The organism is Marinococcus sp. LNHM5E3-2.1 (assembly GCF_056034365.1).
Genome location: NZ_JBQLIB010000001.1, coordinates 344,459 through 361,127 on the forward strand (window position 1 = coordinate 344,459; position 16,669 = coordinate 361,127).

The window sequence follows — 16,669 nt, forward strand, 5'->3', positions numbered from 1 at the left end:
AGCCGGGTCCCGGTTCCTGCTTTTCTTTCATTAATCTCCAATAGAGCCGGATCGCTTCGAAGCCTCTTTCATGGCTTCTAAAAAATGCTTCTGGACTCTGTGCTTTTCAAGATGGGTGAAAGCCGCTTCCGTCACTCCATTTGGACTTAGTACTTCCTGATACAGTTCATGCGGTTTTTTGTCAGCATCGAGGTAGCGAAAAGCCGCCCCTTCCATTGTGTGAGCGATAATATTTTTTGCTTCCTCAGGCTCAAAGCCGGATTCGGCCGCCATTGCCTCCATCGCTTCCAAAAAATAATAAAAATAGGCAGGACCGCTTCCGGCAATCGCGGTGAAACCGTCGATGTCCTGCTCGGAAATCGTGTGCACGCTCCCGACTACCTGGAACAGCGATTCTGCAAGATCAAGGTCCTCGTCAGTGGCATAGGTGCCTGCACATATAGCCGTTGTTGACGCGCCGACGTGAGCGGAGGTGTTTGGCATCGAACGGACTACCGGTACCTCCTGTTCGACGAAGGATTCAAGATCACTTAAAGAAATACCGGCCAGGACGCTGATCAGGAGCTTATCCTTTGTCAGTTCGCCGGCAAATGACTGAACGACCGCTTCGGCGTCTTTTGGTTTGACGGCAAGAACAACGATGTCCGCCGCTTTCACAGCTTCTTTATTATCAGTTTTGACCTGGATGCCGTACTGCTCCTGCAATCGCTTCTGCTTATCCACAGACGATTTCACCGTTCCAAGCACGTTCGCCGGTTTGACCAGCTCATGGCGCAGAAGACCTGAAAATATAGCTTCTGCCATCGAGCCGGAGCCGATAAATGCAATAGTTTTCTGCTGTAGGTTTGTTTTTGTCATCATTTGATCTGCCCATCTCCGTGAATTAAATATTTGTAGGAGGTGATTGCCTTCAGTCCCATTGGGCCGCGGGCATGCAGCTTCTGGGTGCTTACTCCAATCTCTGCCCCGAACCCGAATTCAAATCCGTCGGTGAAGCGGGTGGACGCGTTATGATAAAGAGCAGCCGCATCAATCTGCTGGAAAAACTTCCGTTTATTTTCCGCGGATTCTGTAACAATTGCCTCAGAGTGATACGTCGTGAACGTATTGATATGCTCGATGGCTTCTTCCGTATTCTGTACGGTTTTCACCGAAACGATCATATCCAGGTATTCGGTATTCCAATCCTCATCAGTGGCGGGCTCCACATCGCCGTGCAGCTTTTGCACGCCGTCGTCCCCGCGGATAGTCACTCCATGTGCAAGCAGTGCATGCACCAGTGATTCACCGTGGGCGTTAAGCCAGGACTGGTGAACAAGAATGGTTTCAGCTGCATTGCAGACAGAAGGGCGCTGCGTTTTGGCGTTAACGGCAATCTGCACCGCTTTGTCGGCTTCGGCGGTTTCATCAATAAAAATGTGACAGTTGCCGACGCCGGTTTCAAGCACTGGCACGGTGGACTGATTCACTACAGTTTTTATTAAATTAGCACCTCCGCGCGGAATCAGCACATCCAGATAATCATTCATCTGAAACATTGTCGTGGCAGCTTCTCTTGACGTGTCGGAGGCAAGCTGCACCGCTTCCTTCGGAAGGGAGGTTTTTGCCAGAGCCTCCCATATAGCGTCCATGACCGCCTGGTTTGACTGAAAAGCGGAAGAGCTTCCGCGTAAAAGAACGCCGTTGCCGGTTTTTAAAGCAAGAGCGGCTGCGTCAGCCGTCACATTTGGACGGGCTTCGTAAATCATGCCGATCACGCCGAGCGGCACCCGGAGGCTTTCCATTTTCAGGCCGTTCGGCCGGGTCCAGGATTCAATGGTTTCACCGATAGGATCTTCAAGAGAGGCGATCTGCCGGCAGCCATCAGCCATACCTGCGATGCGTCCCGAATCAAGCGTTAGACGGTCAAGGAGGGCGGGGGATAACCCATTCTTTCTGCCTGCTTCAAGGTCCTGGGCGTTCGCTTCAAGAATAAAAGGTTCTCTCGTTTCAAGTTCGTCGGCGATAAGTGCAAGTGCCTTGTTTTTTTCTTCGGTAGAAGCGACAGCCACACGTTTCGCTGCTTTTTTTGCTGCTTCTCCCTGCATCCGCATCTGGTTGCTGATTTGTGTTTGTTCCATGTTTATCTCTCCCTTACAGTAGTAATCCAGTTATCCCGGTGGATGACTTCTGATTTTGACGTTAATGTAAACGAGGCTGCTTCGGCCGAGGATTTTCCTTTAACAGCCTGCAGCTCCTTGGCACTCATGTTCACCTGTCCCCGTCCGAGCAGCTGGTCCTTCTGGTCATACACATCGACAACATTCCCGGGGGAAAAGTGGCCCTGGACATCGACGATGCCGGCAGGGAGCAGGCTTTTTCCCGAGCGAAGCAGCGCTTTTGCCGCTCCATCGTCAACTGTTAAGGCGCCAGCAGTAACAGAGTGGAGGCCGATCCACTGTTTTTTATTGTTTATTACATCGCCGCCGGGCACCCCTATATAGGTGCCGTCCCCTTTGCCGCTGAGGACGTCTTCGAGTCGGTGGCCGCTGCCGAGTCTGCCGACAAATACCCGGGTGCCGAGGCGGATGGCTGTGCCGGCTGCTTTTAGCTTGGACCTCATACCACCGGTGCCGACAGAGGAGCTGGATTCACCGGCCTGATCCATTAGGTCGCTCGTGATGGACGGGATGAAATGATATTTTTTGGCTTCTAGATCTTCGTTTGGGTTCTTATCGTAAATGCCGTTGATATCTGTTAATATCAGCAGTGTATCTGCATGCACAAGTCCAGCTACAAGTGCTGACAGCATGTCATTATCCCCAAACGTAAGTTCATCGACAGCGATAGAGTCATTTTCGTTAATAATGGGAAGCACCTGGCGGTGAAGGAGCTCGGTAATAGTAGAGTGAGCATTCTGGTACTGGCTGTGATTGGCAAAATTTTCACGGGTCAAAAGCAGCTGGCCGCAAGCGATATTTACTCTGCTGAATTCTTCGTTATATGCCTGCATCAGCTGGCTCTGCCCGACAGCAGCGGCCGCCTGTTTACCGGCAGTCGTAACCGGACGGGACGGATAGCCAAGGTCGTAAAAGCCGGCAGCTACGGCCCCGGAGCTGATCAAAATAACTTCGTTTCCTGCCTGCCGCAGCCGGATGATTTCATCTGCATACTGCTTCAGCTTTTCCCTGCTTAAGCTTCCCTGCTGATTCGTTAAAGAGCTGCTCCCGATTTTAACTACGACCCGTTCTTTTTTCATTGGAACCACCTGTCTTATTCGTTCTGATTGCATATAAAAAACCCCTTCGCCTGTAAAAGGACGAAAGAGTTATCCGCGGTACCACCTTTAGTTGAAAAGACTGCGTCTTTTCCGCTCATGTCCATTAACGCAGGACCGCGTCCTAAAGGAAGCTCACGGACAGGTTCAGGCAAAACAAATTCCGGCATAGCTTTCAGCTCGTGGCTATGCTCTCTGTCGGTGCTTTGTCCTACTATTTCCGTTTCACAGCTTTTGTACTATTCAGCTTATTTGTGATTACTATTATGTAAAGTGCCAGGTAGTTTGTCAAGTTTTAATACGTCTAGGAGGAAGATTAGTTGAAAACAATTATATTAACAGGAGCAAGCAGCGGTATTGGCAGAAAAACGGCAGAAAAGCTCGTGCAAAACGGAGAGACGGTAATAGGTATCGGAAGGAACACGGAGCAGCTGCAGGCAGCAGAAGAAGAGTGGAAGGGGTATCCCGGGAAGTTTGCAGCCTGGACGATGGATGTTGGGGTAACAGAAAACGCGGCAAAAGAAATGAAAAAAATCACTGGTATATATGGAAGCCCGGACGTCCTCATTAATAACGCCGGTACAGGGAAGTTTGGGGAACTGGAGCAGCTGAGCATAAAGGACTGGGAGCAGATGATAGATACAAATGTAAAAGGAAACATCGCCATTACTCAGGCGCTGCTTCCTGAATTAAAACAGACGGGCGGACATATCGTTTTCACAGGCTCAACCGCAGGGATTATAGGCACACCCAAAGCGACCGTTTACGCCGCAAGCAAACGTGCTGTGCTTGGATTCGCCGAAGCGCTGCGCCTGGAGACGGCCGGAACGGGGGTGCGGGTTTCGGTATTAAATACCGGACCGGTGAGAACTGATTTTCATGACCGCGCAGATCCGAGCGGGAAGTATAAGCGTTCGGTTGAACAGATAGCCCTATCCTCCGAAAAAGTAGCCGGGCAGCTGGTGAAGCTGCTGGAGAAGCCGAAGCGCACGGTGTTTATGCCCCGGTGGATGAAAGTCCTCAGTACACTGTACCAGCTATGGCCGTCAGCAGTAGAAAAAATTGGACGCAGGCAGTTTCACCGCAAATGATTACTGCTGTCGTTCCAGAGCGGCAAAGGATAGGCCGCTGATCGATTCAAATACATGAATGCCACTCATTGTAACGGCCATCGTACTGGCCCCCGGGAACACGGAATCTCCGCAGAACCATACGTTTTCAAGCGGGCTCCGGTGGGACAACGGCTGAAAAAACGTGTTTTTCCTCGTCTGCGGGAAGCCGCCAACCATGCCGCGGGGCCGTTTAATATAGCGTTCCCAGGCGTGCGGAGCTCCGGGCAGGACCCGCTCCGGCTCGACAGGCAGGCCTGCTTCCTGAATTTTTTCCACTAGCGCCAGGGCAGCTGCTGACTTTTTTTCGTCATACAAGGACAAATCCTCCCAGTATTCGGGCGGTGTGTGAGTAGAGACGGTAAACGTACGCTCACCTTCGGGGGCCCGGAGACGATCATCCGGCGATGATAATGAATAAAATAAATGGCTTGAAATGCCGGGAAGCTTCTGATCCCAGAGCAGCTGGTGAAACAGTGCTGCGGGGGGCTCTGACGGCTTACAGACACCGTACATGGAAAAAGTACTCCAGATCGGCGTTTCGGATTTGGTCTGCCAGCGCCTGGTGAACTGTTTTCGCTCTTCGGGCTGAAACAGCGGGAGAGCGGCCTGAACAGGGATGTTCAGCACCAGATGATCGGCTCGTGTCTTTCGCTCCCGGTGGTCAATAACCGTCCATGTGCCGTCGTCATTCCTTTCTACAGCCTGAATGCGGCGGCGTTTTTGCATAGAAGCCCCGTGACGTTCGCCGGCTTCTTTTAACTGTTCGGCCATACGGTACAATCCGCCGTATACATAGGAAGCGCCCTGATGGTATAAATCGAGGGCGTACAGTCCAAGCAGGGCAGGGGCGTGGCGGCTGCTTGTCTGCAGGCTGTCCAGGAGCTGCCCGTCGATATACCGATGCACTTCGGTGTCGTGCAGACGGTAGTGCCGCAGCACATCCTCGGTGGAGGCAGCGAGCCAGCGGACAGCACCGAGGATTCCGGGCCGCAGTGCCCGCACAGAACGAATGAAATCAGCGGGCTTTTGCATTGGAAGAACCGGAAGATGGTGGATCAGCTTCCGGAGCTCCTCCCCAACCCGGAAAATATAGCGGTATAACGAGCGAATACTGGCTGCCGAGGATGGGAACAACCTGCAGAGAGTATCGATATGCTTTTCCCGGGAAGAGTAAAGAGGCAGAGTAAAAGAAGGAGCGTGAACCTGCATAATGGTCTCTAGGCTCTCATGTTTTGGAATTGGCTCTCCGAGGTGGCTGAAAACCCGGTGATGAAGCCCGTCCGGCTGCTGCAGACCGAGGCCGAGAGTGGCACCGACAGGAAAAAGGTGCGGCTTGTGTGTGAACTTGCCGGCGCAGCCGCCCCATTCATTGGAAGCTTCAAACAAAGTGACGTCACAGTGGTGGCGGGCGAGCAGGGCGGCTGTTGTAAGCCCGCCGAAGCCTCCTCCGATAACAATTACAGATGGTCGGTTCATGTTACTCCTCCTAGACAGCATTGCCCTTTTTTCTCCTGACATGCTAGACTTAACGAAAATCACGCGAAAGGATGTGCTTTCATGCATCAGCCGAGAATTGGCATAGCCGTTTGGATTAAATCTGTCAAACAGGCGAGACAGCTGAGAAAGTACGGATTAGTGCACTACGTTTCCAAACAAATGAAATACGCGGTAATATATGTGGATCAGGAAAATGTGGATACGGCTATAAGCCAAATTGGAAATCTCGGTTTTGTGGAAAGGGTGGAGCGTTCGGAAAAACCATTTATTCCGCTAGAATACCACAAGGTCGAAAAAGAAAGCCAACCGCAGGATGACAGCATAGGAATATAAATAAGCCACCTTTTATTGTTCGAAGGGAAACGCTGTTTTATAATAAGGGAGGCAGAAAGAAGGGACCTCTCTCATGGTAAGATGGAGAAAAAATTTATATATATTAATGGCTGCCCAATTTTTCGTAATGGCAGCCATGACGATGATCGTTCCATTCCTGCCGCTGTATCTGCAGGAACTTGGAGTGACAGACCCTGGGCAGATAAGTATCTGGTCAGGTGTTATTTTTGGCGTCAATTTTTTAACGGCTTTTTTATTTGCCCCGCTCTGGGGTAAAATTGCAGACAGACAGGGCCGTAAGCTGATGGTGCTTCGTTCCGGCTTCGGTATGGCAATCGTAATGGTACTGATGGGATTTGCCACCGGTCCGTGGAGTTTGTTTTTTCTGAGAATGCTGAACGGGACCATCAGCGGTTTTATTCCGGCTTCGATCGCGCTCGTGTCCACGAACACACCGAAGGAATATGTGGGGCGTGCGCTCGGTATGCTGCAGTCGGGCACGGTGGCAGGAACGATCTGCGGTCCGCTGATCGGCGGCCTGCTTGCAGACGCGTTTGGCTTCCGGGCTATATTTAACATTACCGGACTAGGCATCGCCGTGGCCGCGGTTGCCGTTTTGTTTTTAGTGAAGGAAGATTTCGAGAAGCCGGAGCAGGCGGAGAAAACGAAAACGAGTGATGATTTCAAAAGGATTGCAGGCGTACAGCCTATGATCCCTCTGTATACCGTTATTTTTCTTGTGCAGTTCGCGCTGATCGGAGTGAATCCGCTCATTTCCGTGTTTGTTGGCGAGCTGAGCGGCAGAGAGGAAAATGCTTTTTACGCTGGTCTGGCTGTGGCCTCCCTGGGGGTGGCGAACATGCTTGCTTCGCCAAAGCTTGGTAAACTCAGCGATACGAAGGGGGCGCAATATGTGCTGTTCGGTTCGTTAATAGGTGCAGTGCTCCTTTCTATACCGCAGGCCTTCGTAACAAACCTTTGGCAGCTGATTGCTGCGCGTTTTTTTGTTGGTTTGTGTCTCGGCGGTCTTCTGCCGGCGGCTAACACGTTAATACGCCAGCTGTCCCCGAAGGGAATGGAAAGCAGGGCGTACGGCTTTTCCAACAGCTTTTTGTTTCTTGGAAACATGCTTGGACCAGCCGCAGGAGGGCTGATCAGCGCCGCTCTTGGTATGCGCGGTTTGTTTTTAATCAGCGCTGCTATACTGGGGGCTGCTGTCTTTGTCATGTATACAAAAGTGATTCCAAAGCTGGCGCAGCGCACAGAATTATAGAGTGAGGCGAAACGTATGAGAGTGATAGCAGGGGAACTTAAAGGACGGAGGCTGAAGGCTGTGCCGGGAACCGGCACAAGGCCGACGTCAGATAAAGTAAAAGAGGCATTGTTTCATAAGCTGGGCCCTTTTTTCTCTGAGGAGGAAACGGTCCTTGATTTGTTCGCCGGAACCGGGAACCTCGGAATTGAGGCGCTCAGCAGAGGCTGCAGTTCAGCTGTTTTTGTCGACAAAGCCCAGAGCGCGGTCAGGACCATCCGGGCCAATATTGACGCTTTTGCGCTTGGTGCCCGGACAGAGGTTTACCGTTCAGAAGCTTCTAAAGCCCTGGATCGTCTTGAGGCCCGGGGGCGGCAGTTCGATTTGATTTTTTTTGATCCTCCTTACGCAGAAGAAAAAGCAGAGCAGCTGGTGAAAAAAGTACTGGACTGCTCTATGCTAAAAGAAGACGGCATGCTTATATGGGAGCATGCTACAGCGAAATCGGCAGCGTTTGACGGACGTCTGTCTGTATTTGCAGAAAAAAATTATGGTGATACCACGCTTACAATATTGCAGCTGACAGGAGGCGCTAAGAATGGCGAATAAAGCAATTTATCCAGGAAGCTTTGACCCGGTCACCAACGGCCATCTGGATATTATCGAACGGGCGTACAATGTATTTGACCATGTGGTAGTGGCAGTACTGCATAACCGGAAAAAAGAACCGTTCTTTTCCATTGACCAGCGGGTGAAGCTGATAGAAGAATCAGTCAAGCATATGCCAGGGGTGGAAGTAGACGCTTTTCACGGACTTTTAGTGGATTATGTGAAAGAAATAAAAGCTGATACGATCGTAAGAGGCCTCCGGGCGGTGTCTGATTTTGAATATGAAATGCAGGCGGCGTCAATAAACAGAAAACTCGAGCCCGGCGTGGAGACATTTTTTATGATGACAAATCACCAGTACTCTTATCTGAGCTCGAGTATTGTAAAAGAAGTAGCGGAATACGGAGCGGATGTATCCGGGCTTGTGCCTGCGCACGTGGAAGATGCGCTCAGAAAACAGTTTGAGAAGAAAAACCGGGGGTAGAAGTGCGATTCATTGCAATTCCCCTTCCATCCTTCGTATGATGAATAATAATTGTTTATAAAGGATGAAGAACATGTATCGCACCGGAAACAGGAAAATGCGGCGGATTATTACTGCAGCTGTCATAGCAGCTGTGGTGCTTATATTAACCCAGGTGCCTCTCCCGTACTATTATATACAGCCAGGCTCGGCAGCCAGTTTGTCCCCGGTGGTCGAAGTGGAGCAGGGGGCGGAGGAATCCGGAGAAATGTATTTAACGACTGTTTTTCAACAGGGTGCTACACCTGCACTTGCTTTATGGTCAGTATTTTCTCCTTACCGAGAGCTTTCTCCAAAAACCTCCTACCAATTTGAAGATGAAAGTGAGGAGGAATTTTTTGAACGCCAGCGTCAGGTAATGGAAAGCTCCCAGGAATCTGCAGAAATAGCAGCGTATGAAGCGGCCGGGAAGACTGTCAGGGTAGAGTACCAGGGAGTAAGGGCTTCGGACTTTATCGACGGAATGGACGCGGCAGAAAAGCTGGAGGAGGGCGACCTGATCCAGGCGGTCAATGGCACAGATATCCAGACGCTTGAGGAATTAAACAGTGAGATTGCAAATGTGGAAACAGGAGAAAAAGCAACCATCACTTTCCAGCGTAATAATAAGCAGATGGAGGCGGAGGTTGCAGTGGAATTGTTTCCGGCTTCAACCGGGGAGGAGGAAAACTCCGGTCTTGGAATACTGTACCCCTATACGGAAAGAACCGTTTCGCTTGATCCCGGGGTTACGATCGACGCAGGTTCTATCGGAGGGCCTTCCGCGGGTCTGATGTTTGCACTTGAAGTATACAATCAGCTCACAGAAGAAGATCTTACAGGCGGCGAGAAAATTGCCGGTACCGGCACTATTGATGAACAGGGTGGTGTCGGCCCGATTGGCGGAATAGATAAAAAAATTGTTGCGGCGGATAAAGAAGATATAGATGTCTTTTTTGCGCCCGCATCAGACATGGCCTCGCCGTCCAATTATGAAATTGCCAGACAGACGGCGGAGAATATTGGATCAGATATGGAAATCGTACCAGTGGAGACGCTCGACGAAGCTTTAAACTACCTGAAAAACGATTTGAAAGTAGCTGAAAGCAAACCTTAAAAAAGCAGCAGGGGCGGGAGGTCGTAATCCTTCCGCCATTCTTTCTGTCTTTCAGCAGGCGGAAGTAAAAGCGCATAAGCATTATCAGCCCGTTCGCCGATTGCCAGCTGCGGCGTTTTTTTACTGCTCATTTTCGTATAAAGAGGAACGGATATATGTTTTTTTGCCTGGTTTAAATAGAATCTTCCCTGCTCATTCATGCCCAGAACCCGGATGTGATCAACATTTCGGCCATCAGAGGCGGCAGAGGCTTCATCTTTTGTCAGGCCGGTTAATATATGCACAGCGGTACGCTGAAGGCGGGTCAAAGTATAACGCTTTGTTTTTACGAGGTGCAGCCACTGGTCGAAAGCGGCTGCTTCTTTCATCAGCCTTTTCATGCGGTTATGAAGACCCTCTGACATATCATAGTGGGAAGCGAGCTCTGTATCGGAGGCAGCTACCACCTTGGCCTGCAGAACAGCAAAATAATCCTCCCAAAACCGCAGGTGTGGGAGTCGGGTAAGAATGCGCCTGGAGGCTTCGGGGATAAATGAACTGATCTCTTCCCCGCGCTGAAGCATCTGCCGGAGGCTGGTGGCGCTTGCGATAGACGAGTCCTGTGGAGAAACGTCGTGATAGGAAGCGCCTTTTCGTTTGACGGTGTCGATCCGGAGCTCCGGGTAAGCCTGTGCTGCAGCTTTTGTATAATGGAAGCCGAGAATATTGTTTGGCTGGCTTAAGTCCGGCAGGGAGCCCGGAGCCTCCAAGTCTCTGTAGGCGAGTTCGTTAGCTTTAGCATAGCTGCATCCTCCCTGAATATGAAAGCGGACGCGTTCATCAAAACGGTCCCGGTGCGCGTAAAGAAAATCGACAAGCTTTATAAATGGAGCGGATTCTCCGTGCTCGCTGCCGAAGTTTAAATCGGTAACACCGAGCTCTCTGCAGATGGAAACAGCCCCGGCAGCAAATATGTCAGCATGCTGGCAGGCAAACATATAAGGAAGCTCGATAACAAGATCAGCCCCGCTCGAGATCGCCATTTCAGCCCGTTCTCTTTTAGGGACGAGAGCAGGTTCGCCCCTTTGAAGAAAAGGGCCGCTCATAATACATACGATCACATCGGCCTTACTCTGGACCGCAGCCTGTTTGAGATGATACAGGTGACCGTTATGAAAAGGATTGTATTCGACAACCACTCCTAGAACATTCATTATAAGTCCGCCTTTCACGTAGGGTATTTCGGGAGATATCGCTTTTCACGTTTCTTTATTCATGATACGATGTTTTTCGAGAGTTCAAAAGGGTTTACTGTAAAGAAAAAATGTTGACAAAGAACGTTACGATGGATATAATTACTCTTGTTGTCTGGAGGTGGATCCGATGAAATGGGGTATCCAGCAGTTACTTTCAAAGAAGCACGAACAGGCGTTTAACATTGAAGATGAAGCAGATGTTTCAGAGATGATTGAACGCGATAAAGAGTTAAGGGATATCAGTGCTGTGCATGTGCAGGGCGAAGGGACAATCGTTGAAGAAACCTTTCAAGTACACCTGCGGTTAACAGGAACGATGATACTTCCATGTGCGCGCACGCTCGCGGACGTCCATCATCCGTTTGATGTTGAAATGTTTGAAGCATTTCGGCTGGATGGAATGCCGGCGGACGAAGAAAACATTAATGAACACGAGCCAGAAGATGGTTTTGTCGATCTTCTCCCATATATTAAAGAAAACATTTTCCTTGAAATGCCGTTCAGAGTCTTCGCGAAAGAGGGGGACGGTGAGCCGCTTGCTCCTCAGAGCGGAGATAACTGGCGGGTAATCTCGGAGGATGAATTAATAAAGGAACGGGAGCAGGAAGCTCCTAAAGTTGATCCGAGAATGGCTGATTTATCGAAGTATTTCGATAAAGGCTCCAGCTGATCCAAAATCATTCACTGGTTGAAATAATCTTTATCTTATAAGGAGGTGGGAATCATGGCAGTACCTTTTAGACGTACTTCTAAGACCCGTAAACGTATGCGCAGAGCTCATCATAAAGTAGCAGTACCAGGTATGGTAGAATGTGAACAATGTGGAGAGCAGAAACTATCTCACCGCGTGTGCAGAAATTGCGGTTCTTACAAAGGCGAAACAGTTGTAGAAAAGTAATAAAAAAAGCAGGGAGCCGGAGACGGCGTCCTGCTTTTTTTATATAAGCACTGAGGAATCGGATATTACGACTCAGTATCGGAAAGAGGTGGTTCGGCAGTTAATTCTTCTGCTTTTTGCGGCTGTACCCCTTTTGGATACCATACGTATGGATTTTCACCACGATCTCTGACCGGGTTGTATTCTGCGGGTTCAAAGCCCATTTTCAGCCAGAAATCATCCGAACGCTGACGTGCGTTTGTTTTCACCGGCAGTTCAAAGCTTTTTGCATAGTTGACAAGCTCCTCTCCGAAACCGCGTCCCCGGTAAGGCTCGAGTACTTCGAGTTTCCAAAGCTCAAGATAGTCCTGGGGAGGGTCAAAGAAGCGGTCGTATTTGCCGGTAATTGTATATAAACACATACGTGCAACCAGCCGGTCTCCAAAATAAATGCCGTAAAATGGAGAACGGCTGTCGTTTTCCATAATGTTTTCTTCGAGCTCTTCCTGCATGGAAAGCTCCTGAGCGCCAACTTCTTTAAAGTTTTGAAATTCTTCTAATGTCTTGTAGTTTATGAGTAATGGTACAACTTCTATTCCGCTCATGCGATTGGCCTCCTTCACTAATAACTTCCAACTTCATTATACACGAAAACGTTTTAAATCGAAAAGTGAAAAGTCGGTGTCCCTGATCGTCCAATGCTACTAGTCCGGAGAGTAGAGATATGCTAAAATGCTTGAGACATCTAAAATTCATCAATAATATTGATGTTTAATGTGATAGAGTTAAGAAAATGCGAGCAAACTGGATGAGGGAAAGTGACAAATATGCTACAGCAGATATATGGATGGTTAATGGAAGCAGCTCTGGCCTTTCCGCCGGCTTTTTGGTACATAGCCTATCTGGTCACGGCAAAATTAACGAAAAGAAAAACATACGCCTTCCGGGCTGCCTGTGATTCCACTACATTGTTGTTCATCGCTTCGGTGCACAGATGGTCAAGTGATCTGTGGAACGAATCCTACCTGTGGGTTATTTATTTAGTGATTCTGGCCAGTGCCGTAGTGATATCCATCATTCATTATCATTCCCGGGAGGAGCTGGAATTTTTTCGGGTGCTGAAGGGCATATGGAGATGCAGCTTTTTTATATTTACGGCAGGGTATGTCCTGTTAGCTGGATACTGGGTGTATCTGCAGTTCACGGCATAGAACGGAGCAAGGCATAAAGGATGGTAGTTTGATATGAAAGTGCTGTACGATCAACCAATAGATAACAATCATTTTTTGCATGACTATCAAAAAGGACAACCCAGTGCCAGGCAGCTCTTTCATTACACTGGAAATACACAGGGGGTGCAGGACCGGCTTCGTTATTTAGACGGCCGGTCTTTTGAACGCCAGCGTTTAAAGAAGCTTCTGCAGAAGTATAATGACAGCCTGCACTACGGGGGAAGGGCGGTTACAGCCCTCGAAAAACTTGAAAACGAAGAAACCGTCATAGTAGCCGGCGGCCAGCAGGCCGGGATGCTTACCGGTCCGTCTATGGTTATATCCAAGGCTGTATCGGTAATTAAGCTGGCAGAGCAAGAGCAAGAGAGGCTGGAGCGTCCAGTGCTTCCTTTGTTTTGGATCGCGGGCGAGGATCATGACTGGGAGGAAGTAAACCATGTCAATTTTCCGGTCGAAGGACATCTCGGCAAAACAAGATTTGAGGGTAATTTTCTGCCGAATGTACCTGTCTCGGAACAGCCGTTTGATCCAGAGGAAGCGCAAGCATTTGTGGAAGAGGCCTTTTCAAAGCTCCGGGAGACTTCGCTTACAAATGAATTAAGAAACGAAGTGAATGAACTGGTGCGTGGTTCAGCATCCTGGTCCCAGTTTTTCGCAGAAATGATGCGCTGGCTGTTTAAAGATACGGATCTCATCATGATGGACCCGCAGCAGCCGGAATGGAGAGAACTGGGAGCGCCATTGTTTCAAAGCCTGCTCTCTGTACCGGAAAAAATAAATGAAGCTGTTTACCAGGGCTCAGCTGAAAGGGCGGCAGCGGGATACGGAGCTGTCGAAGGCATTAATTTTGACAGCGGCCACCTGTTTTTTCATATAAATCATGTGCGGCACCTGCTTGAATATAAAGACGGGGCCTGGCGGAGCCGGAGATCAGGAGAAACAATCGAAACGGGGGAATTACTGGAAGAAGCAGTACACGCCCCCTTTCGTTTCAGTACTGATGTAGTGACCCGGCCGCTGATGCAGGAGCAGATGCTTCCGATTCTTCATTTCGTGGCAGGCCCGGGGGAAATACAGTACTGGTCTCTTTTAAAGCCATTGTTTGAAGCATTGGGTTTGCGGGTGCCGATTGTACAAAAGCGCATGGAAATACATTATGCCACCCGGCAGGTACAGCAGGCAGCTGAAAAAGAACATATTCCCTTCAGGGAGCTGCTGAATTTGCCGGCACTCGAACAAAGGCTTCAGAAGGTGAAACATGCTGCCCTTGAAGTGGATGGCAAAGCCAAAGCGGAACAGGTAATGGAAGAAATGAAAGAAGCGCATGCCGCTCTTGCTGACGCATGGATTCGGCAGTTTCCTTCACAGGAAAGTTTTGCAGAAGAGAACTGGCGGAGGATTGAAAAAGAAGTCCGTTATCTAGGCGACCGGCTGGATGCGGAACAGGAGCGTACCGTTCAGGTTCAAGTACGGCGGCTCGAATTGATTATCGGTCAGCTCTACCCGCGCCGGGAGCCGGCGGAACGGCAGGTGAACATTTTGTTTATGCTGAATGAATTCGGCGGCTGTCTTCCATCACAGGTTTTAGCTGGAACAGAGTGGAAAAGCGGCCGGCAGAACATTATATTACTGTAGCATCTTCGTGCTGATTTATACGATATCCGGCTGAAAGCTTCCCGAAATAGCGGGAAGTTTTTTTTGTCAAAAAAATTTTCCGGAAAAAGTGGTACAAAGTGGGGGAATGTGGTAACTTAAATGTATGGAGTGGTGAAAGGTTGGGTCCATATGTTTATGGGAGAATATCAACATAATATGGACGACAAAGGAAGAATTATTATACCATCCCGTTTTCGGGAGAAGTTGGGAGATTCTTTCGTCGTTACCCGTGGTCTGGATGGATGCTTGTTTGTTTATCCGTATGACGAATGGGAACGAATTGAAACCAAATTAAAAGCTTTGCCTTTCACAAAAAAAGACGCAAGGGCATTCACCCGTTTTTTCTTTTCAGGAGCATCTGAATGTGAACTTGATAAGCAGGGACGTTCGATGATTCCTACCACCCTCCGCCAATATGCAGAATTAAAAAAAGAATGTATGATCATCGGGGTAAGCAGCCGAGTAGAAATATGGGATAAACACAAATGGGACGAATATTACGCAGAATCAGAAGAAGTATTTCCGGATATTGCAGAGAACATGGCCGATTTGGATTTTTAAAGCAGCATCAAACACATTTTTGCCGGAGGAATAGAAGTGCCGCCACAATTTGAGCATGAAACCGTATTGAAGGAAGCAGCAGTCCAGGGACTAAACATTCAGCCGCACGGTGTGTATGTTGATTGTACCCTCGGCGGCGGCGGACACAGTGAAGAAATTATGAAACAGCTGTCTGCTGAAGGTTTTTTAATTGCCTTTGACCAGGATGAGGAAGCGATTGAGCATGCCCAGCAGCGGCTTCGCGCTCATGGAGAAAATTTCAGGATCGTACATAGCAATTTCCAGTTTTTAAAGGAAGAACTGCTTGAGCTTCAAGCCGGGCAGATAAACGGGATATTATTCGATCTTGGAGTTTCATCGCCGCAGTTTGATCGTCCGGAAAGAGGATTCAGCTACCGCTACAATGCTCCTCTTGATATGAGGATGGACAGGCACCGGCAGGATCGTACAGCAGCACACATCGTCAATGAAGCACCTTTTCAGGAAATCTGGCAGATTCTTTCGGAATACGGGGAAGAACGTTTTTCAAAGCAGATTGCCAGAAAAATCGAAAAAGCGCGTGAAGACCACCGTATTGAAACGACGGAAGAACTAGTGGAAATCATCAAAAGTGCAATACCTGCACCGGCCAGGAGAAAAGGCGGGCATCCGGCGAAGCGGACTTTTCAGGCTTTGCGAATTGCTGTAAATAATGAACTTGATGTGTTCAAAGAAGCGCTCGACGATGCGCTGACAATGTTAGCGCCGGGCGGAAGATTGTGCGTAATAACATTTCATTCGTTAGAAGACAGAATTTGTAAAAAGTTGTTTAAACAGAAAAGTTCTCCACCTCCGCTTCCGAAGGGACTCCCGGTCGTGCCCGATGAAGCAGAACCAGATTTTAACCTGGTGACAAAGAAACCGATCCTGCCATCAGAAGATGAACTGACGCAAAATCCAAGGGCGGCTTCCGCGAAGCTTCGAATCATCGAAAAACGCGAGGAGGGGAAACAATAATGGAGAATTTGGCACAGCAGATTAAACGCCAGCAGGAAGACAAGCAAATAGTACATAAAAAAGTCCAGTACCATGTTCGTGGTGGTATTACTAAGGGTGAAAAACTGATTATGACTGCCGTCATAATAGGGATTTTAATCGCATCCTTTTTCATCGTTTCGAACTTTGCTACGATACACGCCCAGGACCAGCAAATAGACCAGACTGCCACACAGATTCAGGAGCAGCAGCAGGTGAATCAAAACCTTGAGCTGCAGGTGGCTGAACTTAGTTCACCGGAGCGTATCATGGACTACGCGAAAAATGAACTGGGTATGGAAATGAAGGATGAAAATATTCAAGTCGTAAACGGAACAGAACAGAACTGATGCAGAAGGGAGGGGAATCCGTGGAAACGCGGTAGTACTGCTCCCTTCTTGCAAGTTAACCTACGC

At 49.1% G+C, this 16,669-nt stretch carries 19 protein-coding genes and 1 other annotated feature; of the genes, 13 read left to right on the forward strand and 6 right to left on the reverse strand.

Annotation, left to right across the window (positions count from 1 at the left end; genetic code table 11):
• Positions 1–30: 30 nt before the first annotated feature.
• From proC to proB, 3 genes are read right to left on the reverse strand one after another with little or no spacing between them, the layout of a single operon-like run.
• The gene (proC, locus tag ACTRXH_RS01880; RefSeq protein WP_474260349.1) at positions 31–861 is read right to left on the reverse strand and encodes a pyrroline-5-carboxylate reductase; all 831 of its coding nucleotides are present in this window, start codon (positions 859–861) and stop codon (positions 31–33) included.
• The gene (locus tag ACTRXH_RS01885; RefSeq protein ID WP_474280332.1) at positions 858–2,120 is read right to left on the reverse strand and encodes a glutamate-5-semialdehyde dehydrogenase; all 1,263 of its coding nucleotides are present in this window, start codon (positions 2,118–2,120) and stop codon (positions 858–860) included. Before ACTRXH_RS01885 ends, proC begins: the two co-directional genes overlap by 4 nt.
• A gap of 2 nt (positions 2,121–2,122) precedes the next feature.
• Positions 2,123–3,271: a glutamate 5-kinase gene (gene proB / locus ACTRXH_RS01890; RefSeq protein ID WP_474280334.1), complete on the reverse strand. Its 1,149-nt coding sequence runs from the start codon at positions 3,269–3,271 to the stop codon at positions 2,123–2,125.
• A 20-nt stretch (positions 3,272–3,291) separates the two neighbouring features.
• Positions 3,292–3,494, reverse strand: a binding site (T-box leader).
• Positions 3,495–3,576: 82 nt separating this feature from the next.
• Between proB and ACTRXH_RS01895 the strand changes: the two genes are divergently transcribed.
• The gene (locus tag ACTRXH_RS01895; protein ID WP_474260352.1) at positions 3,577–4,347 is read left to right on the forward strand and encodes an SDR family NAD(P)-dependent oxidoreductase; all 771 of its coding nucleotides are present in this window, start codon (positions 3,577–3,579) and stop codon (positions 4,345–4,347) included.
• On the opposite strand, the gene ACTRXH_RS01900 is transcribed toward ACTRXH_RS01895, so the two are convergent.
• Positions 4,348–5,844, reverse strand: coding sequence for a phytoene desaturase family protein (locus ACTRXH_RS01900; RefSeq protein WP_474280336.1), 1,497 nt, complete (start codon positions 5,842–5,844; stop codon positions 4,348–4,350).
• An 81-nt stretch (positions 5,845–5,925) separates the two neighbouring features.
• Here ACTRXH_RS01900 and ACTRXH_RS01905 point away from each other — a divergent pair, with 81 nt between their 5' ends.
• The 5 genes from ACTRXH_RS01905 (at position 5,926) to ACTRXH_RS01925 (ending at position 9,678) form a co-directional block, all read left to right on the forward strand.
• Positions 5,926–6,198 (forward strand): YlbG family protein, encoded by a 273-nt coding sequence (locus ACTRXH_RS01905; RefSeq protein ID WP_474260356.1) that lies wholly within the window; start codon positions 5,926–5,928, stop codon positions 6,196–6,198.
• A 73-nt stretch (positions 6,199–6,271) separates the two neighbouring features.
• Positions 6,272–7,471 (forward strand): MFS transporter, encoded by a 1,200-nt coding sequence (locus tag ACTRXH_RS01910; RefSeq protein ID WP_474277233.1) that lies wholly within the window; start codon positions 6,272–6,274, stop codon positions 7,469–7,471.
• Positions 7,472–7,486: 15 nt separating this feature from the next.
• Complete coding sequence (rsmD, locus tag ACTRXH_RS01915) at positions 7,487–8,059, forward strand: 16S rRNA (guanine(966)-N(2))-methyltransferase RsmD (RefSeq protein WP_474280338.1); 573 nt, start codon at positions 7,487–7,489, stop codon at positions 8,057–8,059.
• Positions 8,049–8,543 carry a pantetheine-phosphate adenylyltransferase gene (gene coaD / locus ACTRXH_RS01920; RefSeq protein WP_474260363.1) on the forward strand — a complete coding sequence of 165 codons (495 nt, stop codon included), beginning with the start codon at positions 8,049–8,051 and terminating at the stop codon, positions 8,541–8,543. Before rsmD ends, coaD begins: the two co-directional genes overlap by 11 nt.
• A gap of 73 nt (positions 8,544–8,616) precedes the next feature.
• Positions 8,617–9,678 carry a SepM family pheromone-processing serine protease gene (locus ACTRXH_RS01925; RefSeq protein WP_474280340.1) on the forward strand — a complete coding sequence of 354 codons (1,062 nt, stop codon included), beginning with the start codon at positions 8,617–8,619 and terminating at the stop codon, positions 9,676–9,678.
• On the opposite strand, the gene ACTRXH_RS01930 is transcribed toward ACTRXH_RS01925, so the two are convergent.
• Positions 9,675–10,871, reverse strand: coding sequence for a nucleotidyltransferase (locus ACTRXH_RS01930; protein ID WP_474280342.1), 1,197 nt, complete (start codon positions 10,869–10,871; stop codon positions 9,675–9,677). The genes ACTRXH_RS01925 and ACTRXH_RS01930 overlap by 4 nt on opposite strands.
• 169 nt (positions 10,872–11,040) lie before the next feature.
• Here ACTRXH_RS01930 and ACTRXH_RS01935 point away from each other — a divergent pair, with 169 nt between their 5' ends.
• Both ACTRXH_RS01935 and rpmF read left to right on the forward strand, forming a co-directional pair.
• Positions 11,041–11,583, forward strand: coding sequence for a YceD family protein (locus tag ACTRXH_RS01935; protein ID WP_474260368.1), 543 nt, complete (start codon positions 11,041–11,043; stop codon positions 11,581–11,583).
• 54 nt (positions 11,584–11,637) lie between these two features.
• Positions 11,638–11,811, forward strand: a complete 174-nt coding sequence (gene rpmF, locus ACTRXH_RS01940; protein ID WP_322524592.1) for a 50S ribosomal protein L32 — start codon at positions 11,638–11,640, stop codon at positions 11,809–11,811.
• A gap of 65 nt (positions 11,812–11,876) precedes the next feature.
• Here the strand turns inward: rpmF and ACTRXH_RS01945 are convergent, their stop codons facing one another.
• The gene (locus ACTRXH_RS01945; RefSeq protein ID WP_022792685.1) at positions 11,877–12,395 is read right to left on the reverse strand and encodes an N-acetyltransferase; all 519 of its coding nucleotides are present in this window, start codon (positions 12,393–12,395) and stop codon (positions 11,877–11,879) included.
• 222 nt (positions 12,396–12,617) lie between these two features.
• On the opposite strand from ACTRXH_RS01945, the gene ACTRXH_RS01950 reads away from it, so the two are divergent.
• The 5 genes from ACTRXH_RS01950 to ftsL all read left to right on the forward strand — a co-directional run bounded on the left by ACTRXH_RS01950 (position 12,618) and on the right by ftsL (position 16,603).
• A complete protein-coding gene (locus tag ACTRXH_RS01950) occupies positions 12,618–13,001 on the forward strand; it encodes a DUF3397 domain-containing protein (RefSeq protein WP_474260825.1) in 384 nt (127 codons plus the stop codon).
• Positions 13,002–13,034: 33 nt separating this feature from the next.
• Positions 13,035–14,657 carry a bacillithiol biosynthesis cysteine-adding enzyme BshC gene (gene bshC, locus ACTRXH_RS01955; RefSeq protein ID WP_474280344.1) on the forward strand — a complete coding sequence of 541 codons (1,623 nt, stop codon included), beginning with the start codon at positions 13,035–13,037 and terminating at the stop codon, positions 14,655–14,657.
• Between the two features lie 150 nt (positions 14,658–14,807).
• On the forward strand, positions 14,808–15,239 hold the full coding sequence (mraZ, locus tag ACTRXH_RS01960) for a division/cell wall cluster transcriptional repressor MraZ (RefSeq protein WP_022792688.1): 432 nt from the start codon (positions 14,808–14,810) through the stop codon (positions 15,237–15,239).
• A 36-nt stretch (positions 15,240–15,275) separates the two neighbouring features.
• A complete protein-coding gene (gene rsmH / locus ACTRXH_RS01965) occupies positions 15,276–16,235 on the forward strand; it encodes a 16S rRNA (cytosine(1402)-N(4))-methyltransferase RsmH (RefSeq protein ID WP_474280346.1) in 960 nt (319 codons plus the stop codon).
• Positions 16,235–16,603 (forward strand): cell division protein FtsL, encoded by a 369-nt coding sequence (gene ftsL, locus ACTRXH_RS01970; protein ID WP_022792690.1) that lies wholly within the window; start codon positions 16,235–16,237, stop codon positions 16,601–16,603. The genes rsmH and ftsL overlap by 1 nt, the downstream gene beginning before the upstream one ends.
• Positions 16,604–16,669: the final 66 nt, after the last annotated feature.